At 47.2% G+C, this 16680-nt stretch carries 13 protein-coding genes; 9 read left to right on the forward strand and 4 right to left on the reverse strand.

The features are described from left to right. The first annotated feature begins 386 nt into the window (after positions 1-386). From SCB77_RS10885 to SCB77_RS10910, 6 genes are all read left to right on the forward strand, one after another. Positions 387-812 (forward strand): nuclear transport factor 2 family protein, encoded by a 426-nt coding sequence (locus SCB77_RS10885; RefSeq protein WP_320186465.1) that lies wholly within the window; start codon positions 387-389, stop codon positions 810-812. 206 nt (positions 813-1018) lie between these two features. Further along, positions 1019-1534, forward strand: coding sequence for a GNAT family N-acetyltransferase (locus tag SCB77_RS10890; protein WP_320186466.1), 516 nt, complete (start codon positions 1019-1021; stop codon positions 1532-1534). A 121-nt stretch (positions 1535-1655) separates the two neighbouring features. Continuing rightward, positions 1656-2216, forward strand: coding sequence for an RNA polymerase sigma factor (locus SCB77_RS10895; RefSeq protein ID WP_320186467.1), 561 nt, complete (start codon positions 1656-1658; stop codon positions 2214-2216). 33 nt (positions 2217-2249) lie between these two features. After that, positions 2250-3488 carry a FecR family protein gene (locus SCB77_RS10900; protein ID WP_320186468.1) on the forward strand — a complete coding sequence of 413 codons (1239 nt, stop codon included), beginning with the start codon at positions 2250-2252 and terminating at the stop codon, positions 3486-3488. A gap of 202 nt (positions 3489-3690) precedes the next feature. Further along, positions 3691-6891 (forward strand): SusC/RagA family TonB-linked outer membrane protein, encoded by a 3201-nt coding sequence (locus SCB77_RS10905; protein WP_320186469.1) that lies wholly within the window; start codon positions 3691-3693, stop codon positions 6889-6891. Between the two features lie 15 nt (positions 6892-6906). Then, positions 6907-8520 carry a RagB/SusD family nutrient uptake outer membrane protein gene (locus SCB77_RS10910; RefSeq protein WP_320186470.1) on the forward strand — a complete coding sequence of 538 codons (1614 nt, stop codon included), beginning with the start codon at positions 6907-6909 and terminating at the stop codon, positions 8518-8520. 111 nt (positions 8521-8631) lie between these two features. On the opposite strand, the gene SCB77_RS10915 is transcribed toward SCB77_RS10910, so the two are convergent. From SCB77_RS10915 to SCB77_RS10925, 3 genes are all read right to left on the reverse strand, one after another. Beyond that, complete coding sequence (locus tag SCB77_RS10915) at positions 8632-11868, reverse strand: glycosyl hydrolase (RefSeq protein ID WP_320186471.1); 3237 nt, start codon at positions 11866-11868, stop codon at positions 8632-8634. A gap of 354 nt (positions 11869-12222) precedes the next feature. Further along, positions 12223-12930, reverse strand: coding sequence for a hypothetical protein (locus tag SCB77_RS10920; protein ID WP_320186472.1), 708 nt, complete (start codon positions 12928-12930; stop codon positions 12223-12225). Between the two features lie 87 nt (positions 12931-13017). Further along, positions 13018-14076 (reverse strand): hypothetical protein, encoded by a 1059-nt coding sequence (locus SCB77_RS10925; RefSeq protein WP_320186473.1) that lies wholly within the window; start codon positions 14074-14076, stop codon positions 13018-13020. A gap of 183 nt (positions 14077-14259) precedes the next feature. On the opposite strand from SCB77_RS10925, the gene SCB77_RS10930 reads away from it, so the two are divergent. The 3 genes from SCB77_RS10930 to SCB77_RS10940 are packed head-to-tail and all read left to right on the forward strand — an operon-like array spanning position 14260 to position 16161. Continuing rightward, a complete protein-coding gene (locus SCB77_RS10930; protein WP_320186474.1) occupies positions 14260-14976 on the forward strand; it encodes a DUF3667 domain-containing protein in 717 nt (238 codons plus the stop codon). 40 nt (positions 14977-15016) lie between these two features. Beyond that, on the forward strand, positions 15017-15553 hold the full coding sequence (locus SCB77_RS10935) for a Crp/Fnr family transcriptional regulator (RefSeq protein ID WP_320186475.1): 537 nt from the start codon (positions 15017-15019) through the stop codon (positions 15551-15553). Positions 15554-15609: 56 nt separating this feature from the next. Then, the gene (locus SCB77_RS10940) at positions 15610-16161 is read left to right on the forward strand and encodes a DinB family protein (RefSeq protein WP_320186476.1); all 552 of its coding nucleotides are present in this window, start codon (positions 15610-15612) and stop codon (positions 16159-16161) included. Between the two features lie 66 nt (positions 16162-16227). Here SCB77_RS10940 and SCB77_RS10945 read toward each other — a convergent pair whose 3' ends face one another. Then, complete coding sequence (locus tag SCB77_RS10945) at positions 16228-16614, reverse strand: hypothetical protein (protein WP_320186477.1); 387 nt, start codon at positions 16612-16614, stop codon at positions 16228-16230. Positions 16615-16680: the final 66 nt, after the last annotated feature.

A 16680-nucleotide genomic window follows, 5' to 3' on the forward strand; every position in this document is an offset into this window, starting at 1 on the left:
ACTTTGTTTTCTTTCTTTTATTGCGCCGATACAGAGAAGCTCCCTTCCCAACCTACATATCGCTTTAAACTGTTCAAGAGCGAACAGCCAACTGTCCGTTATCGTACAAGGAGCCATTTAGACAAAATATTCAACAAGCTAACAAACAGCTGATTATCATTTTTGGCAAAGGCGTTGCATATTGTTTATCAGCAACAGTCTCGACGGATAGCGGCAAAAAAGACAAGGTCATTACAGTAAAATGTTCACCGAGTAAAATGCCACGTTCACCGAGAAACAAAGGGGTTCGGTCTAATTGTTATTCGATAAACAGCTGCACCGTTCTACCTTTGAAGTATCAAATAAGAAAAAACAATTAAAAAATAAAATAGTAAAAAAACACAGCCATGAAAAAGACATTAGCAACCATCGCCACCGCCGTCATCATGATCAGTTCATTCGCTTCATTCGCCGCGGAAAAAACCAATCCATTAAAAGATGCTGCATCAGCAAAGATCATCAGCACCTATTTGGAGAGCAGCACCATCGGTAGCGTCGAGCTGAATAAGTACCTTTTCGCCGAGGATTTCCAGTACAGCAACAGCGCCAACAATGATACATTCAATAAGAAAGAATATACTGCATTTTTGAAAGCCCACAAAGGCGTCAACTACGACTGCAAAACCAGCTACGAAATTTTGGACGAGAGCGGACAAGCCTGTATCGCTAAAGCAACCATGGTCTTCGAAAACTTTACCCGTGTAGACTATATCACCCTTAACCAAGAGCAAGATGGCTGGAAGGTTAGCAAGGTAGTAACTACATACAAATAATAGCCTTATAGATTTTTGTTTCAATATCGCCATGTCGCGAGACATTGCATTGTTTAGTTTAGTTAATAAAGTCTGCAGCCATGCAGACTTTGTTTTTTTATGTCGACAACATCTTGATCGGCTGTCTCCATGCCTTTTGAAACTTACGCTTTTAAAATTAATCCTGATTTTTGCATTTACAGATCTAAACACGGATATTGACAAGCATGATGCAGCCTGAAAATCGGAGACGCCCACCCTACACCCACTATCCCCTCCTAGCCGATGAGCGTGTCAGCCTTCGGGAAATTGTAAATGAAGATTTGCATGCCCTTATGGAAATCAGCTATTACGACGGGCAGCAGGCACAAAACGTTCTCGAAGCAGAGCAGATGCTCGATCGCATCCGTTTAGATTATCAACGGGGCGACTCCCTACATTGGGCAATCGTCGACACGAATAGCGGAAAGATTGTAGGCACCTGTGGTTACTACCGCGGCTTTGCCAACAACGCCGGGGAATTGGGCTGTATCTTGTTGGCGCCATACCGAGGACAAGGCTATATGTCGGCCGCGCTGTCTTTAGCGATAGCCTTTGGCCAGCAAAATATGGCGTTGGAACGTATATGGGCCGCTACCGACCGCAGCAATGCTGCTGCCCAGGCACTACTCGCGCGCCTTCACTTCGTGCAAGGAAAATCGATGGGCAGCGAGGATGAACTCCTGTACGAATATTGGGGCTGAGCACCCAAACCTTAATCCATACTTAATATAGAGTTAATATGTGAACCTATACATTTGTAGCGTTTTAAACGTTTTAGCAAGCACCTAAGCCTAACAAAACGTCTGTCACAAGCGCATACAAATGACTATTATCCAGCGATTAAAAAGCGATGATCAAACGGCATTGAAAGAAATCTTTGAGCAATTTGGCGAAGAGGTTTACGCTGTCGCATTTCGCTTTCTCAGAGATCGTTATGATGCAGAAGATGTTGTGCAATCTGTATTCTTGAAACTTTGGAATGCAAGAGCTTCCATGGATGAGTTGGGAGCCGTATGGTCCTTACTCTATGTCATTACCAAACGTTTGGCGTTAAACAAGCTCCGTGATCGCATGGCCAAGCCCATGAATGAGCAGCTCGCAGAAACCTTAGAAATAGTCCATGATATAGCGGCGGATTCCCGCGTACTATCCCGTGAAATTGCCGATATTGAGGCCGTAGTGATCGATCGGCTACCCAAGCAACAGCGCATGATTTACTTGCTCCGCAGAGACGAAGGTCTATCTTACAAAGAGATTTCCGAGAAACTCAACATTTCGCCCAACACGGTACGCAACCATGTGGTGGAATGCCTAAAAGCCTTTCGCAAAGGCTTCCGTAAATACGGTTACCACTTCCTTTTATTTTTTTCGTTTTTTAACTAGTCCTACCACCGAAAGCTCGTGTTCTGCATATAGATGAGCACGAGAAAAAAGGATACACAGCGCTTTACAGATTTGTTACAAAAGCAAATCGATAATCGGATTACTGAAGATGAGTTGCTGGAGCTGCATTACCTCTTGGAGCTTTTGGACGAGCACGCACAGCAGCAGGGGCTAGATCAGGTAAACATTAGCCGAATCGGCGAAGAAAATTGGCCCCAAGAACGCCAACAACATGTTTACGGACAGATCGCGGAAGCTATCCAAGTTGATCAAAAATCTGCAGATCAAGATGCGATAGCAATTCCGGTAAAGAGCAAAACACCATGGCTTCGTCGAGCATCCCTTGCGGCCAGCATAGTGATCATGTTCGCTCTTTCTTTTTTTGCTTGGAATTCTTGGATACGCCCGAATGGCACAACGCTCAACGACCAAATTGCTACAGAAGCAGAACAAGACATCTATTTACAAGAAAACAATACCTCTTCCCTGCGCTTACCAAATGGACGGCAGATTGCGCTGGACAGCAATGACCATAGTGCTTTAGCCGCATCCGGATTGGCGACACTTCGCGATGAGCAGGGCAATCTCTATTATCGGGCACAGCACGCTAAAGAAAACGAATCGGGAGCGGCTGATTATTTTACCTTCACCAGCGCCAAAGGTCGCACCACACGGCTGGTGCTCAGTGATGGCACAGAAGTGACGCTCAACAGCGCATCATCTATTCGCTATCCTCGCGCTTTCAGCGGCACAGCGCGCGAAGTGCAATTGCTAGATGGCGAAGCTTTCTTTGACGTTACCCATGATGCCTCACACCCATTTTTGGTAAAAGCGAAAGAAAACATCATCAAGGTGCTCGGCACGTCCTTCAATGTTTCCGCCTATGCGGATGACGAAGAAGTCACCACCACCCTGCTGGATGGCGCAGTGCATTTTTCCAACGGTTTCCACAGCCTGCTGTTACAACCCGGCGAACAGGTTACCGCCTGGAAAAACCAAAAGAAACTGTTCAAAAAACAAGTCGATGTTCTGGAATACACTTTGTGGCGCGATGGCTTCTTTATGTTTGATGACCAGTCCGTCTCGTCTATACTAACCACCGTTAAGCGCTGGTATGATATCGATGAAGTGTCTTTTTTAGACACCCCATCCGACAAATTTTCCGGCACATTCAAACGTACAAAGTCGCTGAAGCAACTTCTAAAGAACATGCAAAAGATTGGACATTTTAATTATGAAATCACAGGAAGGAGGATTATCATCATGAATTAACCGTAGGACCTAAGCGCATCCATACGGGATCAAAAAAATAGACCAAGAACGCTGGAACCGTTCTTGGCCAAAAGATATTGGTCCTATCAAATAACAGCCGCGAAAGCTAATTATTAACAGAACAACATGTTATCAAATGTATAAAAAAATAAGCAAATCCTATTGCCTTTTGGGGCAGTACCCTAAACTGTTTTGGCGAACGATGAAATTAACAGCCATTCTTGTTGCCCTTTTTTCCCTACAAGGCCTCGCTGCCGTGCATGGGCAACGCCTATCCCTACATGTAAACGGCAAGTCGGTAAAGACCGTCCTCTACGAAATTCAACGTAAAACTGGTTACGACTTTCTATACAGCAGCAAAACACTTGATCATACCAAGCCGGTAACCTTGCACATGGACAATGCAGCGCTGCAGCAGGTACTGGATGCCTGCATGGCTGGCCAGCCTTTAGCCTACGAGATTAATGATGGCACCGTTTTTATCAAGCGAAAATCGCCAAGTGAGCGCAGCGCCGTATCGCAGCAGCGAACCGTACTTGGGGAAGTAAAAAGTGCCACGGGCGAACTGCTTCCAGGAGTAACCATTGTGGCCGACGGATCAACAAAGCGCAGTACAACAACGGATATGCAGGGAAAATTTTCCCTCGTACTAGATGCGAACAGCAAATTTCTAACGGTAAGCAACATTGGCTACCACAGCCAACGCATTAGCCTAGGCAACGATGGTGTGCTGAGCATTATCCTCGAAGAAGAAGTGGGCGAGCTGGATGAGGTCGTCGTTGTGGGATACGGCGAGCTAAAGAAAAAAGAGATTACCTCCGCCATCTCCTCGGTAAAAGCAAAAGATTTTAACCCCGGATCGGCACGCTCTCCGATGGAGCTGATCCAAGGTAAGGTTGCCGGATTGAATATTACTCGTGAACAGGGCAACAACCCCAACTCTGGGGCATCTATACAGTTGCGTGGCGTAACCTCCATCAGTGGCGACAAATCACCCTTGATCGTTATCGACGGTATTCCGGGCGGAAACCTTGATCTGCTGCAGCAGGATGATATCGAATCTTTCGACGTTCTGAAAGACGGTTCGGCAGCAGCGATTTATGGAACGCGCGCCAATGCAGGTGTCATCTTGATCACCACCAAGAAAGGACGTGCCGGAGAACCAACCTTCAACTACAGCACCTATGTGCAAAAAGACTTTGTCAATAAAAGACCCGACCTGCTTTCCGCTTCGGAGTACCGCAATATCATCGCGACCACGCCCAACACAAAAGCGCAGGATTTAGGTGCTGATACGGATATGTACAACGCCCTGATCAACACCGGCAATGCCAGCCATTACCACAACCTTTCTGCCTCTGGCGGTACCGACAAGGCAAACTACCGCGCCGCACTATTCTACAACGACCTACAAGGAATAGCAAAAGAAAATAGTCGCGAGCAAGTTGGCGGACGCCTCAACATCAACCAGAAAGGCCTTCAGGGAAAGCTGGAGTTGCAAGTAAACATGGTCGCCAATTTCAACAAGGCAAACCTATTGGGCGGCAGTGCCGGCGACTTTGAGCAAGCCGTGAAGTGGAACCCTACCGCGCCGATCTATAAAGAGGATGGCACTTTCTACGAAATGCAGGAAAACTACAATCCTATCGGCAAATATGCCAATCAACTGAACCAGCGCGATCAGCAAACCTTCTCGGGAGATGCGCGCTTGACGGCACATCTGACGGATTACCTCTCTGCAGCGATGTTTGGATCCTACCTGCGTGACAACTGGAACAACCGCGCTTATCGCTCGATGAACGACTGGGGACAGCGCGTAGGGACGAGCTGGAATGGCTTAGGCTTTGCCTCAAAAGGCAACGAATTAAACTGGAGCAAGACTTTCGAGCCTACCTTAAACTTCAAGAAAACCTTCGCCGAGCAGCACAGCGTAAGTGCCGTTGCAGGTTACAGCTACCAGTACAACACCCGCGAAACCTTCGGCGCCGAAAACAACGGCTTTACAACCGATGGTTTTCTAGACTGGAACTTGGGTGCCGGTTCGGCAATCAACGATACCCGCTTGCCTCGTCCGGGCGTCCGGAGTTTTAAAGACGATAATACGCTGATAGCCGTTTTCGGTCGTGTAAACTATTCCTTCGCTGATAAGTATTTTGTGCAGGCTATCCTACGCCGTGAAGGATCTTCCCGCTTTGGTATCAATAACAAATGGGGTAATTTCCCTGCGGCATCCATCGGATGGAACATCGCACAGGAAGATTTTATGCAAGATGTGGGTCTTATCAACGACCTGAAATTCCGCATGGGCTTTGGCGTAACAGGTAACCAAGGTGTGGGTAATTACCAATCGCTTACAACGCTGTCCACGGGTGGTGTGTACCCACAAGAAGGCGTTTATTACCAAACGTATGGTCCTTCCAGAAACGTCAATCCTGACCTTCGCTGGGAGCGCAAGGAAGAATGGAACATGGGTCTTGATTTCAGTGTGCTGGACAGCCGGATCTCGGGAAGCTTGGATGTCTATCGCCGCGATACCAAAGATCTACTTTACCAGTATGCTGTGCAGCAACCTTCTTTCGTGCACACCAACCTGTGGTACAATGTGGGCACCATTCGCAACAGCGGCGTAGAACTGACACTCAACGCTTTCCCGGTGCGCAATGATCACTTCCAATGGGAAGTCAATCTAACGGCCAATTCGCAGTTCAACAAGCTGACGCAACTGTCGAGCGAAACGTTCAAAGTATCATTCATCTCCCTTGCAGATATTCCTAACCCCGGCGCTATGGGACCGGCCATTCGTTTGGAAGAAGGCGGCACGGTAGGTAATTTTTACGGAAAACGTTTTGCACAATTTAGCGAAGATGGCCAATGGATGTTTTACAAGGCCGACGGATCGATCGTTCCTTCGGGAGAGGTTACGGAGCAGGACTGGACCATTCTCGGAAACGGTATGCCCAAATACGTACTTGGTCTTAACCAACGCTTTTCTTACAAAGGTTTTGACCTCAGCATGTTGATCCGTGGAAAATTTGGCTTTGATATCCTGAATCTTCCAGAAGTATTCTACGGAAATACACAATATCTGCCTAACAACATCTACAACAGCGCCCTTTCGCGCCACAACGCCCTGAATGCAGCACCGATGTATTCGGATTATTACATCGAGCGCGGCGACTTCGTTCGTCTGGACAATATGACCTTGGCCTATACCTTCAATCTGAAGAGTGCCTACCTCAAAAATCTGCGCACCTATGTTTCTGGACGTAACCTGTTTACCATTACAGGCTACAGCGGGCTGGATCCAGAAATTCGGGACACCGGACTAGATCCAGGGGTTGATGCCCGCGGCTTCTACCCACGCACGCAGTCATGGACCGTCGGTCTTAATATTGGATTTTAACGGAGAAATAACATCATGAAAAATATAGTTTTTAAAGGAATAACATGTTTGATGCTCGGCTTAACGGCATCATGTACCGATCTGAATGAGACCGTTTACTCAGATCTATATAAGGATAATTTCTACAGCAACAAGCGGGAGGTTTTACAAGCAGCACAACGCCCTTTTACGCATATGCAATCGTGGATCGCGCCGATTCGCGGGGATGGCTACTACTACCACGCCGAAATGTCATCGGATCAAGTTGCTTGGCCACAAAAAGGTAGACACGCCTATGATAATGGCGACCATATGCGTCAGCACTACCATACGTGGGTAGATACCGAAGGCCGCCTGCGCAACGCTTGGCAAGGCATGTGGACTGGCGTTGGCTATTGCAACGCTGCTATAGGTGATATCGAGGTACTCGATCCGGCAAAGCTTGGCATGCCCAAAGAAGAGCTTGATGCGATTCTGGCCGAGCTCCATGTTTTGCGCGCCTTCCATTACATGAAACTGATGGATCTTTGGGGAAATATACCCATTGTGACCCAAGTAGGCGTTCCTATGAATCCTCCTACCCGTCCGCGTGCAGAGGTCTTCCAGTTCATTCGCCAAGAACTGGAAACCTATGTTCCCCAATTACTTCCTTACACGCAAAACCTCGTTGGCCGCGTGGCGCAAACGGGAGGTTACGCCATGCTTGCGGATCTGTACCTCAACGCAGAGAAGTGGACAGGAACCCAGATGTGGGACGAGTGTATTGCCGCTTGTAATAAAATTATGAACGGAGAAGCCGGTGGCCTTGGTGGCACACCAAAGCTTGCGGGAGATTTGCTAGAAACATTCGCCAACACCAACCGCAGTGCACCAGAAGCCTTGTTTCAATATGCATACAGCCAAAAGGGAGGCTTCGTTTGGGATTGGATCCCTTTGATGGGTTTTAGCAATGTAAGCGAGGCCTTAGGTGTAAACTATGCGGGCAACAATGGCTATGTTGTCATCCCGACCATGTTTGACTCCTATGCCGATAATGATCTCCGCAAGAGCACTTGGTTTCTCTTTGGCCCACAATATAAATTGGGTACCACGCAGCCTATCTTGGGTACGGAGGAGTATAACGGCAAACCGTTGATCTACGTAAATAGCATCCGCAGAGAAAGTCAAGGAGACATAACGAGCGCCGGTAAAATGGCCGAAGGCGAAGAAAATAGTGGGGCACGTTTTCACAAATATAAAACGGGCCTGACGGCCGATGCCAACTATCGCGAAAACCATTTCATGATCTACCGACTAACCGAGATCTATTTCTACAAAGCGGAAGCGCTTATGCGCAAAAACGGAGGAGCAGCAACAAGCGAAGCTGTAGAGCTCATCAATGCGTCGCGTGTACGCGCATTTCGGCCTGAAGACTGGAACGCTGCACGGTACACGACTGCCAGCCTGACTTTGGACGAGCTGTTGGCGGAGAAGGGGCGTGAGTTTATCTTTGAAGGCAAACGCCGCACGGATATTATCCGTTTTGGTCGATTTATCAATGGTTCCTGGTGGGATCATACCCCGACCAACGATGCCCAAAAGGAAATATATCCTATTCCATACACGCAATTGGCCAACAACCCTAACCTTATTCAAAACCCAGGTTACTAAGTGCTGCCAAAATAAGTTCCTTGGCAAACAACAACTTGCCAAAGACATATAAAAAAGAAGGCTGCCTCCATTTGTTTGGAGACAGCCTTTTTTCTTTGCGAACTCAACAAATCATTCCCGCTCATAGACAGCCAGCTTCACCGGCCCCAATAAGCCGGCACTATGCAGCTTGCTATTCGCATTATAGGGGTTGACGATGGTCCATCGCTTTTGCGCCGATGGCGCTAGCTGCTGATCACCAATGAGGCTGTTTACCCATGTGTTGGTCACCTTAATGCTTAGCTCGTTCTTTCCTTCGCGACAATAGTCGCTAATATCAATTTCATAAGGGTTGGTCCACACATTACCCACCAATTTATCGTTCACGGAAACGCTGGCTACCACGCCAACTTGCCCGAGCTGCAACACGATTCGCTTGTTCAACTGCGCAGATAAATCGGGCAGCGCTATACGATAAACGGCACTCCCCGAAAAGTACTTCACTTCGGCATCCGAGCTCGTAGACCAGTCCGAAAGGTCGTTAAATGTCTTCTTAAAGGAAACCGAATCTGGGCTGGTAAAGGTCAAGTCCCAACTTCCCTCAATCGGAATCGTGAGCGCTGCGGCGGGAAAATTTGCTTTAGCAAGCGTGGCCGCTGGCGCTGCTGTCTCCTGGTCGCGGAACACAACAAAGGCACTTCCTTGGGCGCTGAGCTCCATCGGCACTGTAGTCGTTTCCCCATTATCACTGTAGTCGGGCAAGGCGCGGATCTCACCAGAAACCGCATCCCATAGTGCCGGCCCTTTTCCACTGATACGGAAAGAAGGGCTAAAAGTGATTGGCTGTCCGCTCTGGTTAGTCAAGAAATAAATATCACCGTCCGATAAGGTCCTATGCAGGTAGTGCACAGCAGCATCGTCTTGTAGCTGCACATCGGGACGCAGCTTAAGCAGGGCAAAGGCCTCTTCCAGCGACATGCCTTCCAGCAACAATCCTTTTCCGTAAGCATGGCTTTTCACCGACTTTCCATCTATATTTCCCCACATCTTATCGGCCAGCTCTTGCACCACTTGATCAGCCCTCCCAAAATCCTGCAAACTGGGCGACCTTTTAGGTCTTGGCCCCAACACAACGCCGCCAGCCTCTACCAGTGCGGCAATTTTTTGCAGCAATGCAGGGCGCATGGTCTCCAGCGGAGGGAGCACCAATATCTTATACGAAACCCCATCGGGAAGCGTAAAACGACCATCTTTTAGGGTCATGCGCGACAGGATCACTTCGGCATTCATGTAATCAAAGTCGTAGCCTTTGGGTAGGGATGGTTGTTGCACGCCTGTCATTTTCGGTGCATCTTCGCCGATAAAATAAGCTACATCAGCCACATACTTGCCTTGTTGCAGCATATAATTGCTACGTTTTAGGTAGGCCAAAAAACCATCCATCTCATAAAACCAAGTGTTTAAGCGGTTAAAGTCGTTTCCAAACCAAGCATTTACGCCCGGCAGCTTGTCGGCATAGGGCTGATGGATGTACACGTGTAGCAGGCTGTTGTTGATTCCTTCCGCAAAGAAGCGATCGCCACGCTCCTTGAACATGGCGGGATAGCGTCCAAAAATATTGCCCGCCGCGGTAAAAGATTCCGCAGAAACCTTATTTTTCCCATAGATATGGGCTGCGGAGGATGCCGCGCGATTCTCGATATCACCCAACTCCCCTTCGCTCCAAAACTCACCGCCCACTTCATCCGACTGTCCTCCATATTGCAGGAACTCGCCCGGGAAGCCCCAATGTCCATAGTTCTCCAGCCAAGTCGTTAGCCCATGTTTATGACTGATCTTACGAAAACCACCAACAAATTCATACGCCACTTGATCGGCCACAAAACGCCGCATATCCCATAAAAAACGATCGGATTCATCTTGACTGCCCACGACAAAACCATAGTAGGCTGGCAGGTAAGGTTTGGGATCGTAGCCGAAGGCCTCTTGAAATTTTTGCTCAAAATCATCCGTCCAGTTCTGTCCGCCGGTTTCATAGCTATCCTGCACCACCACCTTAAAAGACTTTCTATCTTGTTCCGGCACGCGGCGAAATATCTCGCCCACAAAAGCATCAAAATGCGCTTGCACATGCTCTTCGCTCATCTTATCGATCTCCAAGCCTTGGCCTCCGCCCACGGCTGGCGCATTGAATGCGCCCGTAGGCAGCATGCCAGTTTGCATAATAATCCATTCACCAGCCGGCACCTCCCAATCCAAAATACCTTCGTTGGATACCATATCCGTTAGGTTTTTTACCGAGGCGGGATCGACGGCATGTGCGGGGTCATCGCTTTCCGCTTGACGCTCCCACATGTAGTGATGCCAAAAAGGAAGCGGCGTAGGGTGCATCTTGGCAAATACCTTCTCTTCGGTATGCTCCACTTTAGGTGTGGTCGTCAGTTCTACTTCGGCAATTCCAGCCTCGCCCTGCACCTGGTCGACGAGCAAACGAAATTTCCTTCCTTCGGCAGCGGCAAACGAAACAGTGGCGGGCGCAAAAGGATCGAAGCCTACGTTCACGGCTGGATTTGTTCGATCGACGCGGAACGTCTTGATTTCGACAAACTGCCCATCACGTTCCACCTCTAGTCGCACCTGAAAGGCCGCAGCCTGATGAGCGGGGTGAATGGTAAGGCTGCGCGCAGTAAAAGGCCTATCCATTGTAAACAGTAGCTCCGACGGCTTATCTTTTAACAGACGAATACCCTGCCTATGCTGCTTATCCAGCAAGCTCGTCAAATCACCTTCTAGGTTTCCACTTATGCTGGGTTTGCTGTTGGCGAGGGAAAGATGATAGTCTTTTGGTACTTGAAAGGCCAAGACATTCGTCCGCTGCAGATTCGCGGGATAATGCCCCACTTTGCCGGTGAAGCGCACGCCGCCTTTCACCAAGGTATCTGCAGCATACAGGTAGCGCATTGCTTGGTTTTCCTTTACCCAAGGTCCTCCAGACTGGCTCCAACCGGGCCCATTGAACATGCCAATGTCGATCCCCAGCTCGGTCGCAGTTTTCAAGGCCGTATGCACCGCATCCCACCACGCATCGCTAAAAATATTGACTTTGCCCCATTTTTCTTTTGGGATATCATCGAGACCTATATTCCCGATAAATGCACGGTTGATTCCTACTTTCTTCATCGCATGGAGATCCTTCACCAGCCCCTCCTTGGAAATATTGTCGGAGATCCAATACCAGTAAACACTCGTTTGGATGCTATCGGGCGCATTCGAAAAGGTGGATGCCCTCGTGGCCCAATCGTTCGTCAGTTTATGGGACGAGCCGCAGGAAAAAAACAAAAAGCAAAACAAGAACGCTATCGGTCTCATGTATATCAGGTTTAAATACATTATTTTAGCAATCATCAAGGTATATCGCCTCGTTACGTGCCGCAAAACAGGTCGTTGACTAGGCACAGGTCATCCAAAACATCAAATCTAACAAAAACCTGCACGGAATTACTTGTCTGAATTGATATTAAAATTGTATTTTTTGATCTTATTGCATTGAGGTATTGGGTTGCAGACAGCAGCTCCCTTCGAAAGATAGGCTTATATATTGCGCTTCAGGTTGGCCTTTAATTTTTCTAAAAATTAAACCGCAAATTCGATTAGGCTCACTGGTATTTTTGGTAGGCAGCGGCCGAAGTCGATACGGCGAACATCTAAGTAGCAGCGCGGAGACTACTGGCAATAGAGGAGATCGCCGGTATGAAATTTTCCGATGAGCTCCTTGCTGTATTTAGCATCGATGATGTAGAGCAAGCCTTTGTAGTGCGGTCGCTTTTCGCCTCCTTCCAATGTCTTGTTTTCCTTGTCGATAATGATATTCATCGTACTTTTTTCATCATCAAATAGCGGCACATATTTAATCAGTTTATCGTCTAAGGTCCAGGTGTACACGTCGAAAGGTTGCATAAACTCGCCCTCCGTCTTTACGGCCGGCCCATACTGTTTGTTTAATGCCTGGATAAATTGTTCGCTTTCTTGCTCCTCAACCTCCCCTGCAAGACCGTTCACCAACATAATTTCGCCGTTCAGCGTTGTCGCGATGTTCAGGCTATTGCATATCAACTTTCCGAAGCTGGCCAATTCGTCGGTACTGCGGTAGTGAAACTGCCGATACTCTATCCAAATGGGCTTCCGATCTTCCGAAAATTCATCGTCATAGACTGTAAATTTCTGCAAGGACATGTTCTTGACGTTGAACACATCGGGATAGGTTTCATCCTTGGTATTTTCGGGCAGCAGTGTCGCGATTTTGGTATCAAAATCGAAGTTATCCAGCTTCAACACTTCCTTTGTTAAGGGCTTAGTCTGTCCGCGACAGGCACTGATAATCGCCAACAAAGCCAGTAAGGGCAGTAAATTTCTACGTTTAAATATGATCATGGTTACTATTACATCTACTATCAAGCATTCGCTTCGGGGAACTGCCCATCAAGAGGCCTCTCGCTTGTATAAACAATTTTTCGGTAGCTAGGTTTTTCTGCGGATCAAATACAGGTGTTTCCCGTCGGGCGCATAGAGTGCAAAGCCCAAGGGCGATTGGTAAAAGTGCATGTTGAGGTGCTGCACCCCCGATCGCGGTTCCAGCACTTGGTACACACGAGTTTGGTAGCTGTCGTGGCGCTCCTTCTCCACTACCAAGTGAGGCATACGAAAGCGGAAGCTGCTATCCGCAATTGTAGTTTTAAAAAAGCCTGTTCCGCGCCAGCCAACCACTGCTGTACCTCCTGCACCACCACCGATAATGTGGAAGTATTTTATTTTCTCCTGCGGATGAACATGCTCCAACGTGACATCCGCAGGCAGATAGGGCTCGGGTTCGCCACTGCGATACAACTCCTGCTCATAGCGCACGGCACTTTCTGCATCAGTCTCAGATTGGTACTCTCGATGTCTCTTCCACAACACATGCCAGCGATCATCGATACAGTAGTAGCAGGCCGAGCTGAAGGTTCCTTCTTGCACGTAGGTGCGCACAACGTAGTATTGGCTATTTTCTTTCGCCTCCTGTAGCGCCGCCTCCAGTTCTGCTGCCGGCATCGCAAAATCTGCGTTGTGCACCTGCACCGGCTGTCGCGTGGTATCGCCGTTCAATGGCCAGGTGCGAAAGTGGGCATCCTCCTCCTTTGTGGACAACAAAAAACCATCGACTAACACCGTCCAATAGCCATTATAGCTTACATAGAGCGAGTCGACAAGCTGTCCTTCCTTATCGATCTTATAGTAGCGAGTATCACCTTTGGTATCTTCATCTCGTTGGGCGTCGCAGTCGATAATTAACTGCTCGTTGACCGACTGATACACACGGATAGGATTAGGAGATGCCGATGGGTTCACTTCGGCAACACAGACCTGAGTCACCGAAAAGCCATCCAGTTGGTAAGCGGTATCAATTGGCGGATACATGGCATAAGCCGCGGGCTCGGCCTCTTCGTTGCGTTCATAAATTCCCGTATCCTTGCTTTTGACATACCAAAAGGCAGCTAAGGCAACACATCCAATCAATAAAAGATAAAGTATTTTTTTCATTTGCAGTTTTAGCTGTTAAGCATCCCTCGGGATGCCTTTTCGAACCGCGATGCTGTCATGCGGCCTATTGCAAACATAAGTAAAATATGCTTCCACATATAAGAATACAAGTCTATTACGTATATTCGCGGAAGCCGACGAAAGCCACCTTGAGCCGCTAGTCGAAGATCCATTAACGTAGATATGAATTGTACACACTGCACCAACGAGGTTAACCAAAACTACTGCCCGAGCTGTGGACGGGCTTTAAAACTGAAACGCATTAATGGTCATTACATTGTTCATGAAATTGAGCATATCCTGCATTTCGAGAAAGGTATCTTATACACCATCCGCGAATTGCTGACACGCCCTGGAAAAAACATCCGGCAGTTTATTACCGATGACCGCAGTAGGCTGGTGAAGCCGGTAATCTTCATTATCATCTCTTCGCTGATCTATTCGCTGATCAATGGTTTCTTTCATATCGAGGATACCTACATGAAGTATGACGGTGCGGCAGACAGCAGCATGGTGTCTATCTTCGCATGGATACAAAGCCATTATGGGTATGCTAATATCATTATGGGCACCTTTATCGCGCTATGTTTAAAGATGTTCTTCCGGAAATATCCTTACAATTTTTTCGAAATCCTTATCCTGCTTTGTTTTGTGATGGGTGTCGGGATGTTGATATTCGCTCTTTTCGCACTTATTCAGGGTATTCTACATTACGAGCTTATGGGACCTGCCGGCGTGTTGGGCATCATCTACTGTACTTGGTCTATCGGCCAGTTTTTTGATGCGCGGAAGCCGTCAAGCTATATCAAGGCATTGGCCGCTTATCTCTTGGGCGCCCTTTTGTTTATGTTCGCGGCCATTATCCTAGGTATCACAATTGATGCTTTCATCAAGCATTAGTAAAGGGGTATTTTAGCCAAAAGCATTCCTTATACAGCACATGGACATTGTCAACGCATTATACCAGCACATCGAGCGTGAGCATCTTTGGGAGAAAAGTATCTCATTACGACGAGATGCTTTTCTCAGCGTGGCAGGAGTTGTAGAGACCAACCTATTTTATATTTGTTCGGGCAGTTTGAAGATCTCTGTTATTGATGAGCGCGACGAACATATCATACGGTTTGGCTACCGAGACAATTTCATCATGGCTCTAGACAGCTTTATCTCCGAAAAACCATCAGAATTCTATATCCAAGCCATCAAAAAAACGGAGCTGAAAATAATATCAAAACAAAATTACCTCCGTTTTATTCATGCAGACGACGAACGAAAAACACTTTGGGACATCGCCTTACAACAGCTTCTTTTACAACAGCTAGACCGAGAGATCGATCTTTTAACCATATCCCCCAAAGAAAGATATCTCCGCGTTTTGAGACGGAGCCCGCAATTGTTTCAGGAAATTCCCAACAAATATATTGCATCCTATTTAAGAATGTCTCCAGAAACACTTTCTAGATTGAAAAAGTATTGATCTCCGTCAATGTTTACGGATGCTAAAGAACAGATATTTGTAAGCAAATAGATGTTATGGATACACAAGAGTTAATCAATGAACTTTCCGAACTGACGCTGAGCAACATGAAAGAAGCTCAAGAATTTCTAGCACTATCTAAGGAGAAGCTAAATCGCCAACCTAGTAGCGGCAGCTGGAGTGTGCTAGCTTGTATTGAACATTTGAATCGATATGGTGATTTTTATATCCCCGAAATCAAAAGTAGATTGGAAAAGTCGCGTACAAAACCCTCCGAAACGTTTCAACCGGGATTGTTGGGCAATTATTTTGCGAAAAGTATGCTGCCGAAAGAAAAATTGAACACAATGAGAACTTTTCAAGCAATGAATCCGTTGGATAGCTTACTCGACAAGCAAGTTTTAGATCGATTTATAGTACAGCAGAGGGAGATCTTGATGCTACTTGACAAAGCAAGAGCGGTAGATCTCGCGAAGATAAAAACATCGATTTCCATATCGAAATGGATAAAACTTCGGCTGGGAGATACTTTTCGGGTTGTTGTATACCACAATCTGCGGCATATTGTACAAGCAAAAAAAGCACTAACCTTGATCTCGCCTAGTTAGGCAATAGGCCACGATCACTGCATCTTATCGTTTTTCGCTACATCATGCACGAAGAGGTATTTCTTCCTATGAAGATGCGACACCTACATCCATCACGTTCATTCCTGCACGTGAAGATGCAACACTTTCATCCATCAAGTCCATTTCTTCACGTGAAGATGCGACACTTTCATCCATCAAGTTCATTTCTTCACGTGAAGATGCAACACTTTCATCCATCAAGTTCATTTCTTCATGTGAAGATGTGACACATTCATCCGTCAAGTTCATTTTTTCACGTGAAGATGCAACACATTCATCCATCAAGTTCATTTCTTCACGTGAAGATGTGACACATTCATCCGTCAAGTTCATTTTTTCACGTGAAGATGCAACACATTCATCCATCAAGTTCATTTCTTCATGTGAAGATGCGATACTTTCACCCGCCGATGTCACGTTGATATCCCTCAAAATGGAAGTTTCCTTTGCCGGAGAGCCGACAATCTTTGTGACATGGGTGCTAGACTAGAGATCTCG

It is taken from the genome of Sphingobacterium bambusae (genome assembly GCF_033955345.1).
GTDB classification, from domain to species: domain Bacteria; phylum Bacteroidota; class Bacteroidia; order Sphingobacteriales; family Sphingobacteriaceae; genus Sphingobacterium; species Sphingobacterium bambusae.